The organism is Spirosoma sp. KNUC1025 (assembly GCF_045160025.1).
Taxonomy (GTDB): Bacteria; Bacteroidota; Bacteroidia; order Cytophagales; family Spirosomataceae; genus Spirosoma.
The window spans coordinates 162,255-188,508 of record NZ_CP087139.1 but is presented as its reverse complement, the minus strand read 5'-3'; the positions used below and the strand labels follow the sequence as shown (position 1 = coordinate 188,508).

General features: G+C 50.9%; 20 protein-coding genes and 1 pseudogene. 13 read left to right on the top strand and 8 right to left on the bottom strand.

Annotated elements, in window-relative coordinates; genetic code table 11:
* Position 1: 1 nt before the first annotated feature.
* Positions 2-961: a nitrilase family protein gene (locus tag LN737_RS00810; protein ID WP_405515356.1), complete on the bottom strand. Its 960-nt coding sequence runs from the start codon at positions 959-961 to the stop codon at positions 2-4.
* A gap of 97 nt (positions 962-1,058) precedes the next feature.
* The gene (moaA, locus tag LN737_RS00805; protein WP_405520262.1) at positions 1,059-2,039 is read right to left on the bottom strand and encodes a GTP 3',8-cyclase MoaA; all 981 of its coding nucleotides are present in this window, start codon (positions 2,037-2,039) and stop codon (positions 1,059-1,061) included.
* A 163-nt stretch (positions 2,040-2,202) separates the two neighbouring features.
* Here moaA and LN737_RS00800 point away from each other — a divergent pair, with 163 nt between their 5' ends.
* The 7 genes from LN737_RS00800 to LN737_RS00770 all read left to right on the top strand — a co-directional run bounded on the left by LN737_RS00800 (position 2,203) and on the right by LN737_RS00770 (position 11,625).
* Positions 2,203-2,742: a hypothetical protein gene (locus LN737_RS00800; protein WP_405515354.1), complete on the top strand. Its 540-nt coding sequence runs from the start codon at positions 2,203-2,205 to the stop codon at positions 2,740-2,742.
* Between the two features lie 326 nt (positions 2,743-3,068).
* Positions 3,069-4,190: a hypothetical protein gene (locus LN737_RS00795; protein WP_405515352.1), complete on the top strand. Its 1,122-nt coding sequence runs from the start codon at positions 3,069-3,071 to the stop codon at positions 4,188-4,190.
* A gap of 79 nt (positions 4,191-4,269) precedes the next feature.
* Positions 4,270-6,501, top strand: coding sequence for a TonB-dependent receptor family protein (locus tag LN737_RS00790; protein WP_405515351.1), 2,232 nt, complete (start codon positions 4,270-4,272; stop codon positions 6,499-6,501).
* Between the two features lie 30 nt (positions 6,502-6,531).
* Complete coding sequence (locus LN737_RS00785; protein WP_405515349.1) at positions 6,532-7,434, top strand: hypothetical protein; 903 nt, start codon at positions 6,532-6,534, stop codon at positions 7,432-7,434.
* Between the two features lie 8 nt (positions 7,435-7,442).
* Positions 7,443-8,990 carry a phosphatase PAP2 family protein gene (locus LN737_RS00780; RefSeq protein ID WP_405515347.1) on the top strand — a complete coding sequence of 516 codons (1,548 nt, stop codon included), beginning with the start codon at positions 7,443-7,445 and terminating at the stop codon, positions 8,988-8,990.
* 183 nt (positions 8,991-9,173) lie between these two features.
* On the top strand, positions 9,174-10,079 hold the full coding sequence (locus LN737_RS00775; protein ID WP_405515345.1) for a hypothetical protein: 906 nt from the start codon (positions 9,174-9,176) through the stop codon (positions 10,077-10,079).
* A gap of 34 nt (positions 10,080-10,113) precedes the next feature.
* Positions 10,114-11,625, top strand: a complete 1,512-nt coding sequence (locus LN737_RS00770; RefSeq protein ID WP_405515343.1) for a phosphatase PAP2 family protein — start codon at positions 10,114-10,116, stop codon at positions 11,623-11,625.
* A gap of 28 nt (positions 11,626-11,653) precedes the next feature.
* Here LN737_RS00770 and LN737_RS00765 read toward each other — a convergent pair whose 3' ends face one another.
* The 5 genes from LN737_RS00765 to LN737_RS00745 all read right to left on the bottom strand — a co-directional run bounded on the left by LN737_RS00765 (position 11,654) and on the right by LN737_RS00745 (position 17,219).
* The gene (locus LN737_RS00765) at positions 11,654-12,565 is read right to left on the bottom strand and encodes an EamA family transporter (RefSeq protein ID WP_405515341.1); all 912 of its coding nucleotides are present in this window, start codon (positions 12,563-12,565) and stop codon (positions 11,654-11,656) included.
* Positions 12,566-12,809: 244 nt separating this feature from the next.
* On the bottom strand, positions 12,810-14,093 hold the full coding sequence (locus tag LN737_RS00760) for a lanthionine synthetase LanC family protein (protein ID WP_405515339.1): 1,284 nt from the start codon (positions 14,091-14,093) through the stop codon (positions 12,810-12,812).
* Between the two features lie 7 nt (positions 14,094-14,100).
* The gene (locus LN737_RS00755) at positions 14,101-15,171 is read right to left on the bottom strand and encodes a T3SS effector HopA1 family protein (protein ID WP_405515337.1); all 1,071 of its coding nucleotides are present in this window, start codon (positions 15,169-15,171) and stop codon (positions 14,101-14,103) included.
* Positions 15,168-16,295, bottom strand: coding sequence for a phosphotransferase family protein (locus LN737_RS00750; RefSeq protein WP_405515335.1), 1,128 nt, complete (start codon positions 16,293-16,295; stop codon positions 15,168-15,170). Before LN737_RS00750 ends, LN737_RS00755 begins: the two co-directional genes overlap by 4 nt.
* Before the next feature lie 123 nt (positions 16,296-16,418).
* Complete coding sequence (locus LN737_RS00745; RefSeq protein ID WP_405515333.1) at positions 16,419-17,219, bottom strand: hypothetical protein; 801 nt, start codon at positions 17,217-17,219, stop codon at positions 16,419-16,421.
* A 405-nt stretch (positions 17,220-17,624) separates the two neighbouring features.
* Here LN737_RS00745 and LN737_RS00740 point away from each other — a divergent pair, with 405 nt between their 5' ends.
* On the top strand, positions 17,625-19,685 hold the full coding sequence (locus LN737_RS00740; RefSeq protein ID WP_405515331.1) for an alpha-1,4-glucan--maltose-1-phosphate maltosyltransferase: 2,061 nt from the start codon (positions 17,625-17,627) through the stop codon (positions 19,683-19,685).
* Between the two features lie 75 nt (positions 19,686-19,760).
* Here LN737_RS00740 and LN737_RS00735 read toward each other — a convergent pair whose 3' ends face one another.
* Positions 19,761-21,002 (bottom strand): ABC transporter permease, encoded by a 1,242-nt coding sequence (locus tag LN737_RS00735; RefSeq protein ID WP_405515329.1) that lies wholly within the window; start codon positions 21,000-21,002, stop codon positions 19,761-19,763.
* Positions 21,003-21,207: 205 nt separating this feature from the next.
* On the opposite strand from LN737_RS00735, the pseudogene ggt reads away from it, so the two are divergent.
* From ggt to LN737_RS00710, 5 genes and pseudogenes are all read left to right on the top strand, one after another.
* Positions 21,208-23,012: pseudogene (ggt, locus tag LN737_RS00730) on the top strand (gamma-glutamyltransferase).
* Between the two features lie 102 nt (positions 23,013-23,114).
* Positions 23,115-23,663, top strand: coding sequence for a carboxymuconolactone decarboxylase family protein (locus LN737_RS00725; protein ID WP_405515327.1), 549 nt, complete (start codon positions 23,115-23,117; stop codon positions 23,661-23,663).
* Between the two features lie 3 nt (positions 23,664-23,666).
* Positions 23,667-24,470: a mycofactocin-coupled SDR family oxidoreductase gene (locus LN737_RS00720; protein WP_405515325.1), complete on the top strand. Its 804-nt coding sequence runs from the start codon at positions 23,667-23,669 to the stop codon at positions 24,468-24,470.
* A 204-nt stretch (positions 24,471-24,674) separates the two neighbouring features.
* Positions 24,675-25,073, top strand: coding sequence for a T9SS type A sorting domain-containing protein (locus LN737_RS00715; RefSeq protein WP_405515323.1), 399 nt, complete (start codon positions 24,675-24,677; stop codon positions 25,071-25,073).
* A gap of 786 nt (positions 25,074-25,859) precedes the next feature.
* The gene (locus LN737_RS00710; protein ID WP_405515321.1) at positions 25,860-26,096 is read left to right on the top strand and encodes a hypothetical protein; all 237 of its coding nucleotides are present in this window, start codon (positions 25,860-25,862) and stop codon (positions 26,094-26,096) included.
* Positions 26,097-26,254: the final 158 nt, after the last annotated feature.

Here is a 26,254-nt window from a genome sequence, read left to right as displayed (position 1 = left end):
GCTACTCGTGCGAGTCAGGATTAAGCCAGACGACTTTCTGTTCAGGCGTATGATCCTGACTAAGAATCGTTTTGTATAAATCTGGCCGTCGGGCTTTGCGGTAGCGGTATCCACCTGCCTGTTGCAGTTTTTCGGGAGTGCAGGTGGCTATGGCGATCGCGTCACCCAACTCGCGGCATTCGGCAATGATGTCGCCAAACGGGTCCAGGATCATCGAGCAGCCGTTTTTAAGCTGGTCATCGTCCATGCCAATAGGGTTCGAGAAAACAACGTATATGCCATTATCGTAAGCGCGGGCGGGTAACCATTTCATTAGCCAGGCCCGCCCTTTCAAACCATCGAACTCCAGACGTAGCGAAGTTGGGTCGTTTTCCCGATTGTACCATAGTTGGGGGTCGGCAAAACCAGCGCCGGGACGAGTGGAAGGCGTCATCATCGTTACGTGCGGCATAAAAATAATATCCGCGCCGAGCAAGGCTGTTGCCCGCACATTTTCAACGATGTTGTTGTCGTAGCAAATCAGAATACCGCATTTCCAGCCATACAGATCAAAAACTACGTACTGATCGCCGGGGAGCAGATGCGGATTAATGAAGGGATGGAGTTTGCGGTATTTGGCAATAAGACCCGTTTTATCGACGCATACGTAGCCTTTAAACAGCCGGTTTTGTTCATCTTTCTCGAATAGACCCGCCAGAATGGCAATGTTATGCTCCGTCGCTATCTGAATTAATTTCTGAACACTTTCGCCGTCAGGGATAGGCTCGGCGATGGCTAACATCTGCTCTTCCGACAGATGTCGGGCAAAAGTATAGCCCGTAATGGAACATTCGTGAAAGGCAATTACCTGAGCGCCCTGTTGTGCTGCCTGAGCGGCCAATCGGTTAATTACCTGCAGGTTATACGCTTTATTTCCGCTGGCGTTTTCGAATTGTGCTGTCGCTATCTTAAGGTTTTGCATGACTCAAAAGAAGGTGACTGACAAAGATAGGAGGAAAACACAACGCATGTTGCCGGCAAATTCGGGTAGATGAAGAGATTATCCTTTTACCGGAAATCTAGCCGCCGATTGTTGCCATGGATTCCGTTACAACGCTACGTTGTTTTTCGGCTTCGAAACCGTTGGCGGGGCGATGGGCAAATGCCCGGAGGAAGGCAGCCGTTAGTTCTTCGTCTGACGCACCTGCCCGAAGCATAGCCCGAACATCCAGCACGCCATTGTCATACAAGCAGGTTTTCAAGGTTCCCTGCGCAGTCAGGCGAATGCGGTTGCAGGTGCCGCAGAACGTCCGGCTGAAAGCTGCAATGATACCGATTGTGCCCTGATGGCCCGGAATCTGGTACGTTGCCGAAGTTGAAAAGGGCGGATCAGGAAGTTTTTGCAGCGTTGGGAAGCGGGATTGCATCTCCTCAACAATACGTCGGTGTGTCCAGTGCAGTACCGGATAATGGCTCCCTTCGCCGTTGAACGGCATTTCTTCAATGAAGCGCATGTCAACGGGCAACGTACGCGTTAAATCAGCCAAAGGAATCAAATCCTCGATGTTTTGCCCTTCCATGACCACCGCATTGATCTTTGTCTGAATACCAGCAGCCAACAAAGCGTCCAGCGTTTTCAGTACAGCAGGCAGCTCATCGCGACGGGTAATCTTCCGAAAACGCTCCCGATCCAGTGTATCCAGGCTTAAATTCACCGATCGGACGCCCAGACTAGCCAGTTCGGCTACGTGTGGAGCGGTCAGAACGCCGTTGGTGGTCATGGACAGATCCGTCAATCCTTCAATAGCAACCAGCCGCTGCATAAACCCCATCAATCCTGACCGTACAAACGGTTCTCCGCCCGTGATACGTACCTTATGAACGCCCAGTTGAGCCAGCACACGGACAAGCCGCTCCATTTCTTCGTAGGTCAGCACCTGATGTTTGGGCAGGTACTTTATCCCTTCTTCGGGCATGCAATAAAAGCACCGCAGATTGCAGCGGTCGGTTACGGCCAGCCGAAGATACGTAATGGGGCGGTTGTGGTTGTCGTAGATCATGCGATACCAGGCTAACACAAAACTAGGGATTTTGATTGCAGTAGTCGGTATAATTAGGTAGTTATCGAGTTACTGACGGCCTGAAAAATAATAAGAAACTACCTTGTGTATGATTTGTTTATAATTTAGTATTATTTTTGGAGAATATTCACCGGCTGTCTTTGTGAAAAAAGTAGTTTCTATCGGTCTTTTTGCGCTGTTCCTGTACCATACGCTGGCCTATGTGCTGGTATTTGTGGGTACGTGGTGGCAGGCAGAACATGACCTTTCCGAACGACTTTTGGTATACAGGTCGGTAGATAGCATTGTTGAGTTTGAAATTCCGTTAAAAGACAAACTCGACGCCAGTACCATTACCAATACGACGTCGGATGGGTTTAGCTACCGGGGGCAGTATTATTCCGTTGTCAGCCTTGAGATACGTGGCGATACGCTGCATATCGCGAGTCTACAATCTGAGAACCGTTCCTTCTGGCAGAGTGATCTGTTATCGTTCCTCAATGACCACGTAACGGGCGATACAGGCTCCCATCAGAAAGCCAATCAGATACTGAAGTTTCTGTTGAAAGAATACTCGCCAACTCCGCGAGCAGTTTTTAGTTTTCTTGCTCCTTCCTGGCGCGAAGCCGTTCGCATTCCCGACGTATCGTTCGTGTTTGAGGCCCGCGCCCTGCCTGTTCATTCGCCCCCGCCCGAAGTCTGAGTGGCATTTGTAATTGCGTGACAGGCTTTATTTACAGTTGTTTGACTGGCTTTTTTGCCGCGCTGGTAAGCGTAGGTAAGTCGTTTTCATGCGGTGCCTGGAATGGTATTGCCTGATGAACGGCACAGACCGAACAGGCTTAAAAAGTGCCTTCAGCTCAACATAATAGCTACGCATTACTGATCCCAGATTGTGGGACTCTTCCCACGCTACAAGCTCTGCGTTCATAGCCCTCCGGCCGATTGCATATACGCAAACGACGTAAGGTGCTGTGTTCCAGTCGCCAGGTCTTGTCGTCCATTTTTCTTTCTCAGACTTTTTTCACTATGAAAACAATTTTTACCGTCGTTATAGCGACAGCATATAGCCTTCTTTATACCCTTTCTGCGTCGGCACAGGGCTGCGTAGCCGTTCGGCACATGAGCTGCACCGCTCCGGCTGGTGCCAATTCGGCCGATTTTTTCAAACAGCGTAGCGGCCACTGGCAGGTGTCGGCTGGCTATCGGTTCTTCCGGTCATACAAGCATTTTGTGGGCGACGCGGAACAAAAGCAACGGGTTGAACAGGGTACTAATGTCATTAACGTGTCGCACGCGCTTGACCTCGGCATTACCTACCTGGTAAATCAGCGGTTATCCTTTTCTGTCAACCTGCCCATTCAGTACAACGATCGCTCATCGCTCTACGAACATTACGGGAATGCCATCGCGCAAAACCCGAATCAGAAGCGGTTTCATACGGGTTCGCAGGGCATTGGCGATCTGCGTATTTCGGGCAGCTACTGGCTGGTAAATCCAGTCAAACTTCCTAAAGCTAATCTGGCTATGGGATTGGGTGTGAAACTGCCAACGGGTAATTACCAGGCGACCGACCAGTTCCATAAACTGGATAAAGAAGGCAGAGATTATACTGTTGAACTGCCTGTCGATCAGTCGATTCAGCTTGGCGATGGCGGTGTTGGGGTAAGTGTCGAACTTCAGGGTTATGCGCAGGTGTCGAAAACGCTGACAGCTTATGCTAATGGCTTTTATCTGTTCAATCCGCGCGAAACGAATGGGGTACTGCGTAATCCAACGTCTACCACCATTGACCCGATTACGGGCTATTTCTCGGTGGCTGACCAGTTTGCGGCACGCCTGGGGCTGAGCCAGTCTTTACCATTCATGCCGGGGCTGGCCATTATGCTGGGCGGCCGAATTGAAGGCGTACCAGCTCACGATGCCATTGGCGGCAGCAAAGGTTTTCGCCGTCCGGGTTACATCGTGTCGGTTGAGCCGGGCTTGGCTTACATGAAAGGTCGCTTCTCGGCGGCACTGACGGTGCCGGTTGCTGTGTATCGAAACCGGATCAAGAGCTATTCTGACCTGCAGGACCCAACCGGTCAACGGCATGGGGATGCGGCATTTGCTGATTATTTGGTGTCGCTCAACGTAGCGAAGTGGTTTTAGGATTAATCAACAGATTTGAGCGTACCGGATGGCGTTGCACAACGTCGTCCGGTACCAATGTGCAGGGAGCGGTTTTGTGATGAAATCAATTCAACTCAACTATTTAGTAAAACGGATCGAAGCGACGAAAGATAGCTTGTTACTGCTGCTTTGCCTTTGCCCGTTGACGTTTCATGCTCTCGCGCAGGAAGCCGCCAGCACCGATTCGCTGCATGCCCGCATGCTGAATCAGGTGACGGTCAGAGGTGTACGGGCTACGGTAGTCGAATCTTTACCAAATGTACATGGTACGTATCTGATGGGTGGAAAGCGTAGTGAAGTAATTCGGTTGTCGGATATCGACGCTAACGTAGCCGAAAAGATATCCCGGCAGGTATTTGCCCGCATTCCGGGCGTGTTTGTTTATGATATGGATGGCACAGGAAACCAGATCAACATTGCAACACGCGGACTGGACCCACACCGTTCCTGGGAAAATAATATCCGCCAGAATGGGGTTCTGACGAACTCGGATATGTATGGTTACCCGGCCAGCCACTACTCGCCACCTATGGAAAGCATCGATCGGGTCGAACTGGTGCGGGGTATGGCATCGCTGCAATATGGCGCGCAGTTTGGTGGGATGCTCAACTACGTAACCAAGCGAGCTGATACCACGCGTAAGTTTGGATTTGAAAGTATAAGCTCTGCTGGTACGTATGGGTTGCTCAGCACCTATAATGCCATTAGCGGACGCGTGGGAAAATGGACCTATTACGCCTATTATTACCGACGGCATTCAGATGGCTATCGGCAAAACAGCCGGTCGGATGCCAGCGCTCAACTGGGGCGTTTGCATTATCAGGCAACCCGCCGGTTGGGATTGACGGCTGAATTGGGACGGTCGGCTTATACATATCAGATTCCGGGCCCACTAACGGATGCGATGTTTGCGCAGAACCCACGCCAGTCGACACGGAGCCGGAATTATTTTAACCCCGATATCTACGTACCGTCGATCAAAGTAGACTGGCAGTTATCCGAGCGGACGCGTTTTCTGTGGACAAGCTCGGCGGTACTGGGAGCACGTAACAGCGTTCAACTGGATGCCTTCGCTACGGTACCCGATACGATCAACCGGGCAACCGGCCAATACAGAGCCCGGCAGGTAGACATCGACAATTTCCATAGCTATACAACGGAGCTGAGAGGAATTCATCAGTATAGCCTGGGCAACATAGGCGCTACGCTGGCGGGTGGCGTGCAACTGATGAGTACCGATCTGCACCGTCGGCAGTTGGGCGTAGGTACCACAGGAAGTGATTTTGATCTGACGCTGACCGACCCCTTCAAGCGGGATCTGCATTTTCGTACCAAAAACATCGCTGTGTTTGCCGAAAACCAGTTTCGTCTGACAAATCGGTTGACGCTTTCGCCGGGTATTCGGATCGAGCAGGGGAAAACCGAGATGCGGGGAATCATTACGTATTATGCGCCGGAAAACCTGCCGACCGATATCAGCCACCATTTCGCGCTGCTGGGGATCAATGCCCAATATCGGCTTGCCGATGGCATAAAGCTATACGGAGGCTGGTCGCAGGCGTACCGTCCGGTCGTTTTCAAGGATATTATTCCAACGTCGGTTTACGAACGGATCGACAAAAATCTGAAAGACGCCTATGGATACAACGCTGAAATTGGTATCGATGGCCAATGGCAGGGAATCCATCTGAGTCTGACGATTTTTGATCTGCTGTATCGCAACCGTTTAGGCACGCTCCTGATGACCAATGCCGATGGTACGAACTATGTTCTGCGCACGAATATTGGGGATAGCCGCAGTACGGGCGTTGAAGCGTTGCTGGAAACACAACTGCTACGTACCGACAAAATTCTGATCAGCGGCTTTACGTCGACGGCCTTCAACAATGCCCGCTATGTCGCCGGACGGGTTTCGACCGGAGCCGAGAATCGATCAGTAACCGGTAATCAGGTGGAGTCGGCTCCGCGCTGGACCAGTCGAAACGGCCTGACCGCCCGCTACGGAACGGCCAGCCTGACACTCCAGTACAGCTACGTTGCCCAAACCTTTTCCGACGCGCTCAACACGCCGACACCATCGGCAAACGGAGCCATCGGACCTGTACCCGCCTACAGCCTGTGGGACCTGAACGGCAGCTGGCGCATCAGGCAGGGCCTGACAATTCGCGGAAGTATCAATAACCTGCTGAATACACAATACTATACAAAACGCCCGACCTTTTATCCGGGACCGGGTGTCTGGCCATCCGATGGCCGCAGCGCTGTGCTGACGGTCGGATTTACACGTTAAAATTCCATCGTACCAATTGTTTATTAACCAATGAAAACAAGTCTAAAGTATCTAATTCTCATCGTTCTGATGACGCCCTACATCAGTCGGGCACAGATGCCTCACGATGCCATTTACATGGGCAAAAATCAGCTTTGTGTAGCTGCCATGTATGGGTATAGTTCCTGGGATCACTACTGGGAGAATACCTTCAAGCGCGAGAATTTCAACATCGGTACGCTCACAACGCAGAGCGCGATGGTTATGCCTGCCTATGGCATCAGCAAACGGGTGAACGTGATTTTAAGCTTACCCTACGTCTGGACCAGCGCCAGCGCCGGAAACCTGATGGGACAAAAGGGCGTGCAGGACGTATCAGCCTGGCTCAAAGTGAAAGCCTTACAGATGGGTGGGTTCTCTCTCCACGGGATTGTGGGCGGCTCGATTCCAATTGGAAGTTACGTACCGGATTTTATGCCGATGTCTATCGGGATGCAGTGCCGTACGGCTACGCTGCGGTTGCTGGCCAATTACAAACATCCTGGCACGGGTCTCTATCTGACAGCGCATGGCAGCTATGGCTGGCGCAGCAATATCAAACTTGATCGGGATTCGTATTTATCCGATGACCGGCTCTACAGCACAAATCAGGTGAAGGTGCCTAATGTCTACGATGCGGCTGTTCGGCTGGGCGTATTGCGCAAAGGTTGGCAAACGGAAGTATTTGCCGAACGGTCAGCTTGCCTGAATGGTGATAACATCCGCCGGAACGATATGCCATTTCCGACCAATAACATGCAGGCTACCTTAGTCGGCTGGTACGGTAAATTTCAGCCCCGTAACGTTGGGGTTAACGCCCGCGTCGGTTACGTAGTCGACGGGCAAAATGTTGGACAGAGCACCAGCTATACGGTTGGTCTGCTATATCAAATCAGTTTCAAGAAAAAAGCTTAGTAACACCCATGAAAAAAAGTATTCAATTGATCGTTGTTGGCAGTATCATGGCTGTTTCGTCAGTCACGTTTGTTGCCTGTAACAAAACAATAAACGAGACGCAGAAGTCGGCCTATACGCCGGCCAGCCTCGATGAGAAAGCCGGAACCTGGAAAACCTACGTACTGGCGTCGCCAACGGAAATTGCCGTAGCAGAACCTAAAGCGATTAACTCGGCGGAGTATCTGGCTGAAGTAGCCAGTCTGAAGCAAAAATCCAGCAGCCTGACCAGTGCTCAGCAGGATGCCGTTACGTACTGGGGAGCGGGGGCAGCCTTTCGCTGGAACGAAATTGGCCGGGAGTTATGCGCCCGCTACAACATTCCACCCGCTTCGACCCCCGATGGTAAATACCCGGTGCCTGATGCTGCCAATCCGCTGGCCGATCCACGGTTTCCGTTTGCCAATCCGCCTTATACGTCCCGCGCACTGGCTTACCTGAGTGTAGCCCAGTATGATGCACTGGTATCGGCCTGGCATTACAAATACCTGTATAATCGGGTGGCACCTGCCAAAACGGATGCTACGCTCAAGCCGCTGTTGCCCGTAACGACCCTGCCTTCCTATCCATCGGAAGATGCGGTGGTGGCGGCTGCTTCGGTAGTGATTTTGAAGGCAATGTTTCCGGGTGAGGTCGCTTTTCTGGATGCCAAACTGGCCGAACACCGTAACAGCCGTTTGTGGGCGGGTATGAACGTAGAGAGCGATCTGGTTGCTGGCGAAACGCTTGGTAGTGCCGTTGCCGCAAAAGTGATGGGCCGGGCCAAAACCGACGGCATGAGTGCGGCCAACAATCAAACCGTAACGGCGGGCATGATTCAGGCCGCTAAAGAGCGGGGCCTTAAAGAGGTATGGGTTAGCCAGGAAACGCCTGCCCGCCCACCTATGTTGCCCAACTTTGGGGCGGTTAAACCCTGGAACCTGGAGACAGGCACCTTGGCAAAAGTTCGTCCGCCTGCTCCACCGGATCTTGCCAGCGATGCTTACAAAAAAGACCTGGCCGAGTTGAGTCAGATCAATAAAGGGCAAACGCGCGATCAGGCTCGTGTGGCTAACTTCTGGGCCGATGGTCCTGGTAGTTATACCCCTCCTGGTCACTGGCATCGCACGGCGGCCAATACAGCCCATGATGCACTGTTCAGTGAGGTTCGTATGGCCCGGACACTAGCGCTGGTGGGTACCACGGAAATGGATGCTGGTATTGCCTGCTGGGATGCTAAATACTATTATTATTTTCCCCGCCCGCAGCAGTTTGGCATGAAAACATCGGTTGGTCTTCCTAACTTTCCGTCATATCCGTCGGGGCACTCTACGTTTTCGGGAGCCGCTGCTACGGTGCTGAGCTATATTTTCCCCGATAAAGCACAAGTATTTGAAACCGAAGCCTCTGAAGCCTCTCTTTCGCGGGTATACGGGCTGATTCACTACCGTTTCGACGCTGAAAAAGGCATAGATCATGGTAAAGTGATTGGGTCCTATGCTGTGGCAAGAGGTAAAGCCGATGGCTCGGGTTTATAGATTTTTTAATTCCATAGGTTGCCATAGTCCCCGGCTGTTCTGCAGCCGGGGTACTTTTTTATAGGGCATTCCCGATAATACGTACGGATTGATGTACCTCCTGTATCCATTTACGAGGAAATTTCCCGTTACTAAGGTAGGCTCGTTCTGAACAGCTACTTTTGCATAACCTAACACGGAATTATGCGGTTAATCGCCTTTACGACTCTTGGTCTTTTCTTACTGCTGGGCAACGTCCGGCAAACGCATGCACAAGGCTTGGTTGATGGGTTTATGCGGGGCCAACGTAAAGCGGCTCTCGCGCTGATCGGGTCGCAGGCGACCTACGATACGTACTATATCAACAAAACCGAAACCCGTAATCCAAATCTGGGTACCGTTACTACGCAGGCGTTAACCGTTGTAGGTTCTTACGGACTGGGCTATGATCTGGATTTGATTGTGGCCGCTCCGTACATCCGAACCGAAGCCAGCGCCGGCTATTCACCCAAACAGGAAGGCTTTCAGGACCTTTCAGCAGCCCTTCGCTGGGAAGCTTACGACTACAAATTCGGAAAAACCCGGCTCTCATGGCTATTTGCGGTAGGGTACTCCATGCCACTACAGAACTACGTAAACGATGCGCTGGTAGCTATTGGGCAGGGTTCCCAAAACCTGGATGGACGTACCATGCTGCATTATACGGCGGGTCCTTTTTTCCTGACGGGGCAGTACGGCTACATCCGGCGCGGGCAGGTCTCGCTCGACCATGTGGTGAACACCTATGATCCAACGCAACTGAATCCGAACAGCGGAACCAAGGTTAACGTACCGGACGTAACGGAACTGATCATCCGAACGGGAATTAAAACGAAGCCAGTTTACATTGATGCGTGGTTTCAGCAGCAGACGCCCCATAGTTCCGGAACCGATATTGGCCCTGGTATTCCGTTTCCGACAAATGCCATCGGTTTTTCGCGGGTGGGGGCTACCGTACGGTTACGACTCATCGGCAAATTGGGTCTAATGGCGGGCTATAGCGCTACGCTTAGCGGACGTAACATCGGCAAATCGAACCGTGTCGACGGTGGCCTGGTCATTGGTTTATAAGTCATCGGCTGGCTAAAGGCCATTACATACCATTATGAACGTACGTTTTTCACTTATCCTTCTGAGTTGCCTTTTTCTGAGCGTAGTGGCCTGTAAGGAGCCTACAATTGATGAAGGTATTCTGCCTTTTGTGTTACCGGCCACAACCGATGCCGACGGCGGAAGCTGGCGAACCATAGTGCTGACGTCAGCCGCCGACATCAACGTGCCTGCTCCAACGGCTGTTTCGTCAGATGCCTATCAGCAGGAGCTTACCGCCATAAAAAACGGGCTTCTTGGCCTGAATCCCGATCAGAATACGGCCGTTACGTACTGGGCCGATGGGAGTGTTCGCCGGTGGAATCAGATTGCGCGGCAGCTGGTAGCCAAATACAATTTATTTCCAAATTATTTGACCCCTACTACCGGGCAGGCATCGTCAACCGATCCGGCTAATCCGAAAGCTAGCCCATCGTTTGGGGCACGGGTTTATGCATTGTTGAGCGTAGCCCAATACGATGCACTGGTGGTTGCCTGGAAAGCCAAATACCAGTACAATCGTCCGTCGCTGGAGCGGCAGGGCGTTGTTTCCCGGGTTCCGATACTGGACGTACCGTCTTATCCGTCGGAAGATGCGGCCGTTGCCGAAGCATCGTATCAGATTCTGGCGTTTTTATTTCCCGATGAAACGGCCTGGCTGAAAGCGAAAGCTACCGAACATAAACAGAGCCGTATGTGGGCCGGAGCCTGTGTGACCAGCGACCTGAAAGCGGGCGAAGAACTGGCCTCTGCAGTGGCGGGTAAAGTGATTGACCGGGCGAAAAATGACCGTTTTGCGCTTGCTCCTGACCCTGGCAACACTTGGCAAACAGCCAGTACCAGCGCACCCTATGATGTGAAATGGAAAAGTCTGGAAATTCCGGCACTTGCGCCCATGCTGCCACTGGGTGGGCGGGTCCAGACGTGGTATGATTCAGCATCTGTTTTCCGGGCGGCACCCGGCGCACCCCCGCTTACGACATCAGCAGAGTTTCAGAAAGACCTTAGTGAAGTACGTAGTATTTCGAATACCCGAACCCGCGAACAATGGCGTATAGCCAGTTATTGGGACGATGGTATCGCTACGTACATGCTTCCCGGCCACTGGAATTACATTGCCGAAGGGCTTATTCGCGATTCCCGCCAGAACGAACTGCGGTCGGCGCGTACGTATGCTCTGATGAACCGGGCCATGCAGGATGGCGGAACAGCGGCCTGGTCGGCTATGTATACGTATTTTGTACCACGCCCCTCGCAGATTGATCCGACAATCAAAACGGCAACCAATATTCCTAATTACCCGGCTTACGTATCCGACCATGCAACCATTTCATCCGCAGCCGCTACGGTACTCGCTTACGTATTTCCTGAACTATCCACACAACTGAACGCACAGGGAATCGAAGCGGGCTTGTCGCGACTATACAGCGGCATTCACTACCGCTTTGATGTTGAAGCCGGTGCGAAGTGGGGGAACACCATCGGACAACTGGCCGTCGAAAGCGCCAAAACAGACGGAGCGAAATAGCGTTAACGATATCCCGTACTACGTACCTTCACTTCGAGAGGGCTTTGGCTGGAACCGTATAGCCTTTTTTCAGGTACCATACACCCGCCAGAGTCGTAGTGAGGGCAAGACCTGTAATCCAGGTGATGGTTTCGTGCAGCACCAAAGCGCCCAGAAGAAGTGCAATAAGCGGATTTATGTACGCATAGATAGACGCCAGCCCCACCGGGAGGTTTTCCAGCGCATACAGAAAGCAGATATACGCCAGCAGCGAACCGAATACGATCAGGTAAACCAGGGCCGCCAGGCTTTCTGCCGATACGGTTTTAATTTCGGATATATCATCGAAAAGTAAGCCCCCCAGCAAAAGCATGAAGCCACCACTCGAAAGCTGTATGGCAGAGTTGACAAGGGGTGTAGTTGATGTTGGCTTATATTTGGCATAAACGCTGCCCGAGGCCCACGACAGGCAAGCGGCAAAGGCGACCAGTATGCCTTTGAAATAATCGGGATTGCCAAGGTCCTGAATAGTATCCCGGAAAATAAGCCCGATACCCGTGCAGCCAAGTAGCAATCCACGTAGAATATTGCTGTTCAGCGGCTTGGAGTCAAGACCGGAAAAATAGTTGATCGCCACTACGTAAACAGGCATAACCGAAACGATCAGTGCCGCCAGACCGCTTGGTATATACCGTTCGCTCCACCCAACCAGGCCATTGCCGAGGGTAATCATGAGTACACCCTGAATGGCTTGCCGACGAAAGTCGCTCCTACTTATTTTCGTGTAGTTCCCACTCAGCACTAAAAACAGGACGATCACGATTCCGGCGATCGTTTGCCGGATGCCAGAGAACAATAAAGGGGGAAACGTTTGCACGCCGATACGCATTCCCAGATACGTAGTGCCCCATATAACGCAGACTACACTTAAGGCGAGGTATGCTTTTTGAGTGGTTTTCATCGAATTTTGTGTATAAAGTGTAGGTCCGAATCGAGCCTAAGCTGGGCGCTTGTTTCGCTAGCTGACACAAAACTGAAGTATTGCGAAAAGTCGGTAAAAAATGAGTGGGTAAACAGCGGAAATCTCAGGCTGTAGCGAGTATTATCGGCCGTAAACCGTTTCCCAAAACCATCTGGCCAACAACTTCTCCACCTGATACCTGCTTATTTCAGACAGTCAGTTAAACGTAGAAAACCAGGTTTTGCTAGCGTAATAACAACACGGAACGGTACGTAGCGGGATCGGCCAGCCGCAGGTAAAAATAACCCGTGCCCGACAGTCCAAGCATAAAATCAGGAAGCTGGAAGGCGTTGTATAAACCATTGGCCCACAAACCGTTCTGCCGGTAACGTTCCTGTCCCATTTGCCCGATTTGTTGCGCCTGCATACGCCAGTCGGGTTGGTGAAGAATATCGGCCGCTTCGAGCAATACGTCGCTGTTGCCCGCCAACCCATGACACTGCGAGAAGTTTTGCTGCTGCTCCCAGGTCAGCTGACGGGCCGTTGTCTGCACGGCTGTCAGCGCTTCGGTTTTAAGGGCCGGATGATGCGTCAGTTCATAGCCCCGCAGCCGCGACAAGGCAATGCCCGGCGCGCCGTGGCACCAGGCGCAGGAACAGGCGGGTGCACCAGTCAGCCCATCAGGGGTGTTAGTCGTAGGCTGGTTCTGCATCCTGAAATCGGGCCAGTTCTGCTGCTGTTGATCAAAAAAAGCATTTTCGTAGCGCAATCCCTGAAAAGCCAGATCGCGGTAGGTTGTATTCTGCGTAACCGTAAACGCTTCGAGCAACGCATTGACGATGCCAGCAACCCCATGCGCAAAACCTGTCAGATGCTTATGGCTGGCCCCCGGAACGGTATTCCACGAAGAACCTTCGGGCGTGCGCTCCGCCTGATGGACAAGCTGGTCGGCCAGTCGTATGATGAAGGGACGTACCGCAGCCGATGAATGCATATGATTTAACTGAACCAGTGCCGGAATTGCGCCAGCGGCCCCATCAATAACATCGATACCCGTTTGCTGCAAATCCAGCTTGGCTACTTCACCGAGCAAACGCCAACCCTGCCCGCTCATTTCCTCATCGTTGAGCCATTGCCCCGCCCGAATCGCTACGTATGCGATGCCTGTCCAGCCCGAAAAAAAGCCAAGCCGGGCATGGTCAGGAATGAGTTGGGCCGTCGCCAGGGCATTCTGCAATGAACCCAGAGCGGTTTTCCGGACAAGTCGGTCGCCGGTAGCCTGGTAAAGAGCGGCCAGAAAAAAGGCTACGCCCGCCGTACCCGAATAAAAATCAGCTTCGATCGATTTGAAATAGGGCTTCGGATGGTCGTAAGCCGGATCATTGGTCGACGTCAGAAAGTTACAGCGTGTTCCCGACCAGATGGCATCGCGGCAAATCGACCGGCCAATGTCGGCGGCTGTTTCAATAAACGTATCGGCGGCTGCATCACGCATAGACGAAATGGGGGAGACCGTGAGTGTTTCCATGATAAGGCTAATTAACGGAATAGTCGGGGAAAACGTAAGGGTAGTGAGACTGAGGGTTTCGGTACGGGTGTTCGAGGGATAAGCCAATCTGATCAAATACGTCCCGAACCGATTGTTCATACGTCTCTGCTGACTGCTCCCTGCTTACGGCATTGGCAATGCCTTGTGCAATAAGCCCGCATCGACTCGTGCCAAAACTCTCGTTCGGGTTGGGCGGACTTTCGGCAAAACCAACGCCTGATGTGATGGTTCGGGTAAATAAAGGCGTTGCTGGGCGCAGATAAGGCGATAATGTGGGCAGGGCGTCGGTCAGTAAGTCCAGCACAATATTGACAGACGGTTTTTGCAGATAAAGCACGGCTGCGTCGCTCCGGCTGTAGAGATCCGGATGATTCAGGCATTTGAACTGAAACGGAATTCGGTACGTATTCAGCGTTTTCGTCAGCCAGTCGATCAACTGGTTGCTTCCCTCAGGGGTTATGTGAAAATACAGGCGAGTTTGCAGAACAATGGAATCTTCGCCGGGTGTCTGCCCAAATACGTAGTAAAACCCGCTTTGGGCATCCCGGTTTTCGCGGTGCATATGCACACGCACGGTATCGCCTGTTTGAGCGGCCCCACGCTTGGCGGTATCATACACAAACTCACCCATATACAGCATACGCCGGTAATTGCCTTTTGCTGCATAAGGTACGCCAGCCATATCGACAGACTCGATTTTCCAGCCCGAATCAAACCGTTCGGCGCTCTGGTTATGGCGACTCAGTTCGTTTACGAAAGCATCGCTGGTCTCGGACGCAGTAGCCGGGCCCGATGAGCCGCTGACGCTATAGAAATGACGGTAAATCAGCCCGGCTAATGTAGTGTGCAACGTTTCAGGCTTGTAGTCCGACCGCGTTTCGTCGCCGGTTAGCGTAATCAGCTTCTGAGTGGGATCGATACGTAACCCGTTCAGGATTGTGTTGAGTTGGTGTTCGTAGAGGGACATAGCGAAAGAGTGAGTGAATGAGCGAAAGAGTGAGAGTGTGGAAGAGTGAGCGGGTAGTACCGTTTGTGGCGAAGCGTTTCGCTCGTTCATTCGTTCGCTCCTCCGCTCCTTATACCTAAAACTTCACGGATGGCATCTTCGGGAGAGCGTAGCATGTTCAGGCTCAGCTGCAATAAACGGGCGGTATGCAGGGTCATAGTTGATGCCTGCTGAATGCTTTCGTAACAGGTATGAATCAGTTTCAACGCGCAATAGCCGACCGTTTTGAGCAAATTCGTACGAGCCTCTTCGTCGGTCCACCCCATCAGACTGACGTAGGTTTTCCAGAATTGCCGCATAGATGGTTGCATCGTCTCGAGCGAGAAGCCATAACTCCTATAGCCATTCTGAGCGGATTCGTAGCCGGCAACGGGTTCGTGAAAAATCCAGTAAAACAGATAACTCTGAAAAATAGCCGCTACGTCCCAGCACGGGTCGCCGATGTCGGCCGTTTCCCAATCGATAAGCCGCAACTGGTAGTGACCGGTTGTCAGGGCGTCGGCATTGATCAGAAAGTTGGCGGGCTTTATATCACCATGCGTCAGGCTGGTTGCTTTCCATTGATCCCGAACGGAAGCCAGTCGCGACATATAGTCTTCATTTTGCGTAATGAGTTGGATCATCTGCCGTTCGGCCTCAGACCGTTGATTGCCGAAACCCGGAAAGCCGGAAGCACTCCACAGAAATATCATCGGCTGTTGCTTCCGAAACAGCCGGAAACTCGGGCTATCCTGCACGGAACGGGCAATATTTTTATGAAATGAACCAAGCAGTTCCGCCTGTCGGGTTGCCAGAGGGAGTGGAAACGCCTTTTGTTTCAGGTAAAAATCATTCAGACTGATAGCACCGGGAACGGCTTGGGTAATCAGAATATGGTTTTGTGCATCGAAAGCAACGTACTCCGGCAAAAAATCGCGCAGGTGCGCATATTCGGCCTCGTTGTTAGCAAGCCAGTAGCAGGTCGCTTCAGTACGTAGCGTGTCGATTTTTTCCTGATCCCAGGCTTGTACCTGTTTTACAAAAAGAGCATCGGGACCAGTATCTCGGTTGATGAGGTAATTGGCGTTGCGGCTGGATGCCGGGTACGCGGTAAACGTACCGTCGAGGACAGAATCGAGGTTTAGATAGCCCTTGTCCAGCAAATAGTGGGCAATGTTGAAGCCAGTCAGCAGCATAATTCGGAGTGGGTAAGGAAAAGGTAACGCCTGATTTTGAGAGTATTAACACTGTAGATTCTGTGTTTTCGGGCCGTTACGTAAGCCGGTTGAATCCACAGAATCTACAGAGACGTACGGTGACTAATACATGTACGGATTAAACATACCGTAGTAGCCACCCATTTGCGTGGTGTCGGGCTGGCCACCCATCATACCGGCACCTTGCTGAATCACCGGTCCGCCACCTCCGCCAATGCCGCCCGGTCCGCAGGCTATCGAAACCGTACCCGGAATCTGGGAACCGCCCTGGCAGGGAATGCCTCCGCACAAAATAGGAATGCAGCTCTTTGGTCCACAGATCGTTTGGTTGCAGGAGATTACCTGGCATATGGTCCGGAAGCACGTAATCTGATTACAGATCGAGCGGACACAACTAACATTCCGCGTAAAGCAAATCTGACATACAGACACGCGCGTCAGCGGAGCACACAGAATCTGCGGCAATGTAGCCATGGCCTGTACACCACCCCCTCCGGTTGTATCGGGCTGACCCGCAGCCATTGCCGCTCCCATCATGGTGGTGTCGGGCTGGCCAAAGGCAGCGTACTGCTGCATGATGTCACCTTCCAGGAACGTACTCTTGGGTCGGTTGGCGGCTTTGGGATCGCCGTACGTGACTACCGAATCGGAACGAAGCCAGAGTTTGCTGCCACCCAGCGACGATTCGGATGCGTTTAGTTTTTGGGCGTAAACAATGGCCTCTTCGGGGACTTCAACGAAACTGTTCAGTGTTTCATCTGAATACACACGAATATGGCCAGTTTCGGAGGATTGACCGATAAACCCTTGTAGAAGAGTTAGCTTATCGGTATTACGTGGATCGGGCCTGACGGCCCCTACCCAGTCGTCGTATTCGAACTGGGATTTTTGTTGATCTGCCATGATAAATTAGGGTTTAGGGATAATCAGTATAATCCAGGTTAATTGGATTCCACGGGTTCATTGGGCGTAGCGGAACCACTCAAAGAAGTGGTTTGCCGACCCGGCAACTGCTTAGTCGTGGCTCATGCTGCACATGGAAACACGTTCAAGCGGATGCAAATCTGGTTGTTTGATAGTCAGCGTTTTAGCGCACAAATCCCCGTTTTGTAGCGTGAGTAATTGCGGTAAGTTGCTACGTAGTTGTACGGCTTTTAGGGAAAGGTCAATGAATTAGGGAGCGGTTAGGCTGAAGCCATAGGCTGCGTGTGGAGCTAACTGGCAGCCGGGAACACGTTGGAATTGAAAACCAGCTTTTTTTGTAACATTGCCCCTCTGTTCACGATTTATCAAGCAAATACTGATTGCATGAATGCTACCGAAAATATTTCCGGCAAATCCACGCTGGGCGAGTCCACGCCGGGCGAATCAAAGCCGGGGCAATCCCGGGTGGTTATTGAGCATGTATCGCCCGAACTCGATGGGGCCCGATTTCCTATAAAAGCCATTCCGGGAGATGTGATCGCCGTTGAAGCCGACATCTTCGCCGATGGCCATGATTATTTAGCTGCCCGACTTCTGTACAAATTTGCCGATGATACTGCCTGGACCGAAACGGCCATGACCTTACTGGTCAATGACCGCTGGGGTGCTTCGTTTATTGTCGAAAAGCAAGGTCAATACCGCTACACGATTGAAGCCTGGGTCGATCATCCGGCCTCGTGGCAGCACGAGGTTCACCTGAAAGTGGCCGACGGTCAGCGGATTACAAGCGAGCTGCTGGCAGGAGCGCAGTACGTCGACGGGATGATTGAGCGGGCAGGTGGCAACGTGACCAGTACGAAGGGGAAAGGGAAAAAAACAAAGAGAGAATCTGTTGCTGAAAACCCAGAGGTAAAGGCTTTGCGGGAGATAGCAGCTTTGTTTCGGGATGAAACCCGCTACGATGAAGCGGTATCGGTAGCCGAAAGCGATCAGTTTACATTTTATGCCAATCGATTCCCCGAGCGGAAACACGTAACGCGGTATGGGCGTGAATTGGGTATAGAAGTAGACCGTGCCCGTGCCGGGTTCAGCACCTGGTACTGTTTGTTTCCCCGCTCAGCTTCACGGGTGGAAGGAAAGCACGGTACGTTCAAAGATGTAGAAGCTCTGTTACCCCGAATTTCGGGTATGGGGTTCGATGTGCTGTACCTACCACCCATTCACCCCATCGGCATGGCGCACCGAAAGGGGAAAAACAACTCGGTCATCTGCCAGCCGGGCGAACCGGGAGTGCCATATGGCATTGGCTCAGCAGAAGGGGGTCATGATGCTATTCATTCGGAGCTGGGCACAGTCGATGATTTTAAGCACCTGATTGCCATTGCGGCCAACTACGGTATGGAGGTAGCCATGGACCTGGCCATTCAGTGCTCGCCCGATCATCCGTGGGCAAAAGATCATCCGGAATGGTTTAAAAAACGGCCCGATGGTACGATTCAATACGCCGAAAATCCGCCCAAAAAGTACCAGGATATTTATCCGGTTTATTTTGAAACCGAAGACTGGCAAAATCTCTGGGACGAACTCAAGCGTGTTCTGCTTGTGTGGGCGTCGTGGGGTGTTCGCATCGTTCGAGTCGATAATCCGCATACCAAACCGTTCAGTTTCTGGGAATGGGTGATTGCGGAAGTCAAAAAAGAGTTTCCCGATATGCTGTTTCTGGCCGAAGCGTTCACAAAGCCGAAAGTCATGCAGCAGTTGGGCAAATGCGGCTTTGCGCAATCGTATACGTACTACACCTGGCGGAACACCAAGGCGGAGCTGGAACAGTACATGACCGAGCTGACGCAGAGTGAAATGAAGTACTATTATCGTCCGAATTTCTGGCCGACTACGCACGACATCAACCCCTACAGTTTGCAGGGAGGCCATGAGCCACAATTCCTGATCCGTTATTTTCTGGCCGCTACGTTGGCGAGCAACTACGGTATTTATGGCCCTTCGTTCGAACTGATGGAGCATGTGCCCTTTCCGAATAAGGAAGAATACCTCAACTCAGAAAAGTACGAAATCCGGCACTGGGACTGGGATAAAACCAACAAACTAACGTACCTGATTACGCTGGTCAACCGGCTCCGGCATGAGAATGCTGCGCTGCAAACAACTAATAATTTAACGATCTGCCCGGTGAATGATGAGGCTATTATGGCCTACCTGAAAACGTCGGGGAACAATAAGCTGCTGATTGTAGTCAATACCGATGCGTACAGTCGTCGGGCGGGCGTAGTGCAGGTACCAATCTGGCAATTAGGCATTGGCCATGATCAGTATTATACAGTAAACGATTTGCTGACGGGGGCGTATTACACCTGGCACGGTGAACAGAATTACGTCGAACTGGATCCGTATGTGCTGCCCATGCATCTGTTTAAGATTGAGGTGTGAGTAGCAGGGTGCAGGGAGCGAGGAGCAGGGTAAAAATAACAGATTGTTAATCCCCGCCCCTTGCTCCCCGCCAATCTACTTCGCCCGTATGGCAATAACCGGATCGAGCCGGGCGGCTGAAAAAGCGGGGATGATCCCTGACAGAATGCCAATAACACTCGATACGCCAAGTCCCAAGGCGATATTGCCCGCCGTTAACTGGAGATCGAGCGTACCTAAGTTCATAAACGACAGCAGGTATACCAGAAAAATACCGGATAGCCCACCTACCAGGCTGAGCAGTATGGCCTCGAACAGAAATTGGAACAGAATAAAGTAATTTTTGGCGCCCAGTGATTTCTGAATGCCGATAATGTTGGTACGTTCTTTTACACTGACAAACATGATGTTGGCTATTCCAAAACCACCAATCAGAATGGAAAAGCCGCCAATCACCCAGCCAGCGACGGTTAGAACAGAGAAAATACCGCCAATAGCCTTAGCGATAGCCTCTGGTCGGTTGATCGCAAAATTATCGTCCTGCAAGGGCCTCAAACCACGCCGGGTACGTAATAACCCACGAATTTCGCTTTCCAGTTCGAGCAGACCCTCATCGCTACTATACCCTTTCACCGCAATCGTAATACCCGGGTTGATGGCGTGAAACAGTCTGGCAAAGGCACCGTAGGTGATCAGGCATTTTATATCGGGATTGCCACCCACATTGAGAACGCTTTCCCCTTTTCTGAGCTGTACACCAATGACAACAAAATTCAGTCCGTTAATTTTTAGCGTTTTTCCGACGGGATCTTCACCCGGAAACAGGTTTTCGGCTACATCAGAACCGATGATGGTCACACTGCGGGCGTTGTCGACTTCCTGCTGCGTAAAATAGCGGCCATTGACAATCGGCACGTCCGAAATCCGGTTATAATCGAAGGTCGTGCCCTGTATGAGCGACGCCATGCTGTTATTACCGTTTTTAACCGTAACGCGCCCTTTAAAATCCATGGCCACCACAGCCTGGGCAGTTTCGAGTCGTTCGCTCAGAAAGCGATATTCCTTATAAGTAGGCTCCGGCCATTGGAAAAATTTCCACCACTGCACCTGCGAATCAAAAGTCCAAGGCCATTTCTCAATATAAATGACCTTGTCGCCAATGAAGGAAAGGCTGGTCCGGATATTCCGTTCCAGCGAATCGACCAGGGTAAAAACGGCAATGATCGCAAAAATGCCGATGGTGACACCCAGCAGCGAAAGCGTCGTGCGAAGCAGATTCGAGCGTAGCGCCTGCCACGCAAACCGGAAACTTTCGAATGTCTGACGAAAAAACTGCACCGTTTGTAGCGAGAAAATGAATGAACTAACGAGTGAACGATACGGCCCTACCCGTGTCAGCTTATGAAGGTAGCGAATTAAAGGGAGTTGCCCAAAGCTTTTAGGACAAGCACAAGACTCTGACGGATAAGTGGTTGATCGGGTATTGGTCGATAGTGCTATTTTTGTAGTTTCGCCCTTACAACCACCTATGAGAATATACCCTATGAAACAACGTATTGCTCAGTATTTTCCTTTACTACTGGCCGCTGGATTCCTTGCCTGTAAAACGCAGGGGCCATCGGTCTCGAATGCTGACACGAAAGTAAATCAAAGCCAGGGCGTTTATCAGTATCGCGATGAAGATCCAACAGTCAAGCCGTTTTTCTCGGATCGGGTTGGCGTGACGGGACGTAATGGCATGGTAGCTTCGGCCCATCCCGAAGCGTCGCAGGTGGGGCTGAATATTCTGAAAGCAGGGGGAATGCTGTCGATGCGGCTGTGGCCGTACAGTTTGCGCTGGCGGTGGTCTATCCGGGCGCGGGTAATATTGGTGGGGGCGGTTTTATGGTCTATCGCGACGGCGCTGGCAAAGTGTATTCGCTCGACTACCGCGAAAAAGCGCCCGGTCAGGCTAGTCAGAATATGTATCTCGACTCCGTTGGTAATGTCCGTCCAGGTTTGAGTATCAGCGGGCATCTGGCGAGTGGTGTGCCGGGTTCGGTTGATGGCATGGCTGAAGCACACAAACGGTTCGGAAAACTGACGTGGAACCAGGTGCTGCAACCCGCTATTGATCTGGCGGCTAAAGGATTTCCCCTTACCGATCGCGATGCCTTGGGCCTGAATCGTATCAAAACGGACCTGAACACCATTAATCCCGGAAAAACTTATTTCCTGAAAAGTACCGTACCAACCGACACCGTTACGTGGCACAAAGGCGACCTGCTGGTGCAAACCGATCTGGCGAAAACGCTGCAACGGATTCAGGCACAGGGCCGGGCTGGTTTTTATGAAGGCGAAACGGCCCGATTGCTGGCCGACGAAATGGTACGTGGGAAAGGGCTGATTACGGAAGAAGATCTAAAGAATTATCATTCGGTCTGGCGTGAACCCATTCAGGCAAAATACAAAGAATACAATGTCATTACGATGCCGCCAACGTCGAGTGGGGGCGTTGCATTGCTGCAGATGATGCGCTTCACAGAGCCGTATCCACTACGTCGCTGGGGCTGGAATCGCGACAGTACCGTTCAGGTAATGATTGAAGCCGAACGTCGTGTATATGCCGACCGGGCCAAGTTTCTGGGTGATCCTGATTTTGTGAAAGTGCCCGTCGATCAACTGATTTCGCCCAACTACCTGACCACCCGCTGGACCGATTTTTCGTGGGCTAAAGCAACCGATAGCCGTAACGTAAAGGGGGGCGTAATACCGGGTTATGAAAGTCTTGAAACAACGCATTTTTCAATTGTTGATAAGGATGGAAATGCCGTCAGTATCACCACAACCCTGAATGGTGGCTACGGCAGTCGGGTAGTGGTTGGTGGCGCTGGATTTTTCATGAATAATGAAATGGATGATTTCAGCGTGAAACCCGGTGCACCGAACATGTACGGACTTATTGGCAACCAGGCCAATGCCATTGCTCCAAACAAGCGAATGTTATCGTCTATGACGCCGACTATTCTGGAGAAAAATGGTAAGCTTTTTATGGTTGTGGGAACACCGGGCGGTTCTACGATTATGACATCGGTGTATCAGACGATCCTGAATGTTATCGAACACGGAATGACCATGCAGCAGTCGGTGAACGCGCTGAAATTTCACCATCAGTGGCTTCCTGACAAAACCATTTTTGAAAACGGGGCTTTCTCCGATGCGACCGTTCAGGCGTTGCAAAGCCGGGGATATATTCTGGAAAAACTGAGTAACACACTCGGCCGGATGGATTGCGTACTGGTGCATCCTGATGGCTCTTACGAAGGTGCCTCTGACCCGCGGGCAGACAATACCGCAAGGGGATATTGATAATTTTGATTGATAGAATGATTGAGTGATTGAATAGCTGAGTGATTAAGAATAGCTTGCGTTAGCCAATTCAATCACTCAATCATTCAAAATTAATACCTTATGCCAAGAATTACGCCTTTATCGTCCGAATCAGCTACGCCCGAGGTGCAGGCCGCTTTTACAGCGCACGTTACTGACTATCCAGGCAGCCGCATTACCAACATGAAAGCTACGCTGGGCAGGTCCTTGCTGGCTTTTCAGGTTTATATGCAATGGTATCCGCTGTATGAAGAAGTAAAAAAGATTGTTGGTAATCGGCTGGCTTATTTATTTGCGCACGCCATTTCCGAAGGGGCAAATTGTCCGCTCTGCACTACGTTTTTTCGGCGGATAATTATCGATAATGGTGAAAAACCGCAGGATCTGACCTTAACGGAACACGAGCAGGCCGTCATTGATTTTGGCAGCGCCATTGCTCAGAACAAAGGCGAAATTTCGGATGAGCTGTATGTACCCATTGCTAACAGTTACACCGACAAGCAAATTGTCATACTGGTCGCTTTTGCGGGGCAGATGATTGCCACCAACGTATTTAACAATGTACTGGAGGTCAACATCGACGAGTACCTGTACCCCTATCTTCCTTTAACCCAACAATCGAATACGTAATTCATGGCTGATTTTCAGGGTAAAGTGGCGTTTATAACGGGTGCCGCTCATGGGCAGGGCCGCGCTGTAGCACTGGCATTAGCCGCCGAAGGAGCGGCTATTATTGCTTTCGATCTGGCTAAGCCGATGCCCTATCCCGGTTATGCGCTTGGTATGGTAAGTGAACTAGATAGTCTGAAGCAGGACATAGATGCACAAGATGGTACGTGTTTGACTGCGCAGGGCGATGTTCGGCGGGATGAGGATATAAAACGAGCCGTAGATGACGCAATGGCCAGCTTCGGCCGGATTGATATCCTGTTCAACAATGCCGGAATCTGTGCCTACGGTCTGGTTCACGAACTGCCTGAAGAAGAATGGGACGCCATGATCGATATTAATCTGAAAGGAGCGTGGCTGGTGGCACGGCGAGTAATACCCGTTATGATGCAGCAGCAATCGGGCGTAATTATCAACAATTCATCCATTGCCGGGCTACGAGGTATGAATCGGCTGAGCCACTACGCTGCCTCCAAGTGGGGGCTGGTTGGCCTGACCAAATCCTGGGCTATCGAACTGGCTCCGCACAATATTCGGGTAAACTCGATTCATCCAACAGGCGTCAATACGCCGATGAATGATGGCCTTGCTGAACTGGAAGGCACCACTACGCAGGAAATAGCTGAGCGGTCGGCCGGAAATCTACTACCGGTCCCCTGGGTTGAGCCCGAAGACGTATCAGCTATGGTTTTGTACCTGGCTTCAGACAAAGCCCGTTACGTAACGGGCGCTCAGTTTGTGCTGGATGCTGGCTTATTGACCCGCTAAGCTACTTCTGAGTTAAAATTTCCTGCCAAAGCGAGCTCATAGGGTCAGACCGTTCGCTCAGTCATCCTTATTTTCCGTCCACTCATCCAATACGTCGACCGTTCCGGTAGTTTGTTATGCATAGTACTGTCTAGTGCCTATATCTTTGTTTCACCAATCGGGACAATCCCGACTAGACTTAAAACCGACAAAAATCAAAATATCATGAAAACGTTCATCAAATCTTTCGCTTTAGCTCTTTCTTTAGGTATTCTAACCGCTGGTGTTTCCGTAAGTGAAGCCAAACCCATTGGTCGCCCAACGTCAGCCGTTTCGTATAAAACCGGCATCTATACATCGGTTAGCGGTAAGCTGCATATTGCTCTTGACAAACAAACTGGCGGAGCCGTTGATATTCGTCTAAAAAATGCCGATGGCAAGATTATGTATCGCGAACACCTCGGTAAAAACGAGAGCAAATACCGAACCCAACTGGATATGAGTGAATTGCCCGATGGTGTTTATCAGGTAGAAATCACCAACGGTGTCGATGTAACAACGCACTCAGTCACACTGTCAACCGAACAGCCCACCACGCCGAATCGCCTGGTTGCGATTAAATAAGCCAGGGGTTGCATACCAAAAACTGCTGAAGGTTATGGCCAACCGACCATAACCTTCAGCAGTTTTTGGTTTTATAGCATTGTCTTAACAGGAACCGGAGCTTCAATACGTATTAACGCGAAGATAGATTAGCAGCGCAGCCTCCCAGTGCGGTGAGTTTTGCTCCCAGTTCCACCGGTGAGAAGTTGCTGCGTAGGTTTTGGAAGATTTTGCAGCTCGTATGGAGTGGATCAACCCGATGGGTAGGTACAGAATAATTAATTCCTGAGGGCAATTGGCAATATTTTTACCAGTACTGAAACAGTATGGCTAAACAATGTTTTTGCCAATGATGGACTGGGAATCTAGCCAGATATTGACCACAGGCGTTGGGGCATAAGGAGGCAGTCGAAAGGCAGCCAAACCAGTCAATACGCTATCGTTTTACGATGAAGGCAGCAGGGAACTTATAAATATTAAAAACCATACCAACAAACCAAGAATTAACAGTAACAAAATCCAGGGTCCAAGTAGGAAAGGCTGTTTTTTTGTATACATGGTCTGCCTTATTTAGCTGTGTTGTGAAACATACTCAATTCTATAAAAATTTGAACTTATCAGAGCTTAAATTTACTATCCGGTATTATGGGTAACTATAAATGTAAACAAAATTCTAACTGTTGTTTTTTCTGGCCAGTATTCAACCGGAAATCCAGCCATATCTCAGTTTGTATTATTGAGTAGATTTTTATAACTATTTGATTTTCTGCATGTAAATCGTTAATTACGGGCTTTAAGAACGTTAAAATGATACAGCGTAAACGAATCAGGAATACATTTATCCTGTTGTTCCTGCTAGTATTAGGGCATGAGGTAGCCGTTGTTACCAATCATCTGACAGTGGCGATGTGGGTCAGAAACATTACCCTGTTTTTGGTCATTGTATTTGGTTTGCTATTAATTGCGCTTTGGTTACAGCTGACTTTCGGCCTCTTTGATGTTGACGAGCGGGATGATACTAACCGGATCGATTCAACCGATTAACCGATTCTGACCATTGTCTGCTGTCTAGTTTATTATGCATAGGCACCAATCATGGTCCTTGTTCATGCCCATCTGACTTCCTCACTACGTTCCAGGGTAAACTCTTGTTTGTGAGTTCACATCCGTGAAGCGATTGAATCAGGATAGCCCACTTAATA

What these genes read in the sequence shown, in the direction of transcription:
- LN737_RS00790 (WP_405515351.1), top strand. Translation starts at nt 4,270, where the DNA reads ATGAAATCAATTCAACTCAACTATTTAGTAAAACGGATCGAAGCGACG.
- LN737_RS00725 (WP_405515327.1), top strand. Translation starts at nt 23,115, where the DNA reads ATGCCAAGAATTACGCCTTTATCGTCCGAATCAGCTACGCCCGAGGTG.
- LN737_RS00720 (WP_405515325.1), top strand. Translation starts at nt 23,667, where the DNA reads ATGGCTGATTTTCAGGGTAAAGTGGCGTTTATAACGGGTGCCGCTCAT.
- LN737_RS00775 (WP_405515345.1), top strand. Translation starts at nt 9,174, where the DNA reads ATGCGGTTAATCGCCTTTACGACTCTTGGTCTTTTCTTACTGCTGGGC.
- LN737_RS00785 (WP_405515349.1), top strand. Translation starts at nt 6,532, where the DNA reads ATGAAAACAAGTCTAAAGTATCTAATTCTCATCGTTCTGATGACGCCC.
- LN737_RS00765 (WP_405515341.1), bottom strand. Translation starts at nt 12,565, where the DNA reads ATGAAAACCACTCAAAAAGCATACCTCGCCTTAAGTGTAGTCTGCGTT.
- moaA (WP_405520262.1), bottom strand. Translation starts at nt 2,039, where the DNA reads ATGATCTACGACAACCACAACCGCCCCATTACGTATCTTCGGCTGGCC.
- LN737_RS00740 (WP_405515331.1), top strand. Translation starts at nt 17,625, where the DNA reads ATGAATGCTACCGAAAATATTTCCGGCAAATCCACGCTGGGCGAGTCC.
- LN737_RS00710 (WP_405515321.1), top strand. Translation starts at nt 25,860, where the DNA reads ATGATACAGCGTAAACGAATCAGGAATACATTTATCCTGTTGTTCCTG.
- LN737_RS00750 (WP_405515335.1), bottom strand. Translation starts at nt 16,295, where the DNA reads ATGCTGCTGACTGGCTTCAACATTGCCCACTATTTGCTGGACAAGGGC.
- LN737_RS00770 (WP_405515343.1), top strand. Translation starts at nt 10,114, where the DNA reads ATGAACGTACGTTTTTCACTTATCCTTCTGAGTTGCCTTTTTCTGAGC.
- LN737_RS00745 (WP_405515333.1), bottom strand. Translation starts at nt 17,219, where the DNA reads ATGGCAGATCAACAAAAATCCCAGTTCGAATACGACGACTGGGTAGGG.
- LN737_RS00755 (WP_405515337.1), bottom strand. Translation starts at nt 15,171, where the DNA reads ATGAACGAGCGAAACGCTTCGCCACAAACGGTACTACCCGCTCACTCT.
- LN737_RS00810 (WP_405515356.1), bottom strand. Translation starts at nt 961, where the DNA reads ATGCAAAACCTTAAGATAGCGACAGCACAATTCGAAAACGCCAGCGGA.
- LN737_RS00760 (WP_405515339.1), bottom strand. Translation starts at nt 14,093, where the DNA reads ATGGAAACACTCACGGTCTCCCCCATTTCGTCTATGCGTGATGCAGCC.
- LN737_RS00715 (WP_405515323.1), top strand. Translation starts at nt 24,675, where the DNA reads ATGAAAACGTTCATCAAATCTTTCGCTTTAGCTCTTTCTTTAGGTATT.
- LN737_RS00795 (WP_405515352.1), top strand. Translation starts at nt 3,069, where the DNA reads ATGAAAACAATTTTTACCGTCGTTATAGCGACAGCATATAGCCTTCTT.
- LN737_RS00780 (WP_405515347.1), top strand. Translation starts at nt 7,443, where the DNA reads ATGAAAAAAAGTATTCAATTGATCGTTGTTGGCAGTATCATGGCTGTT.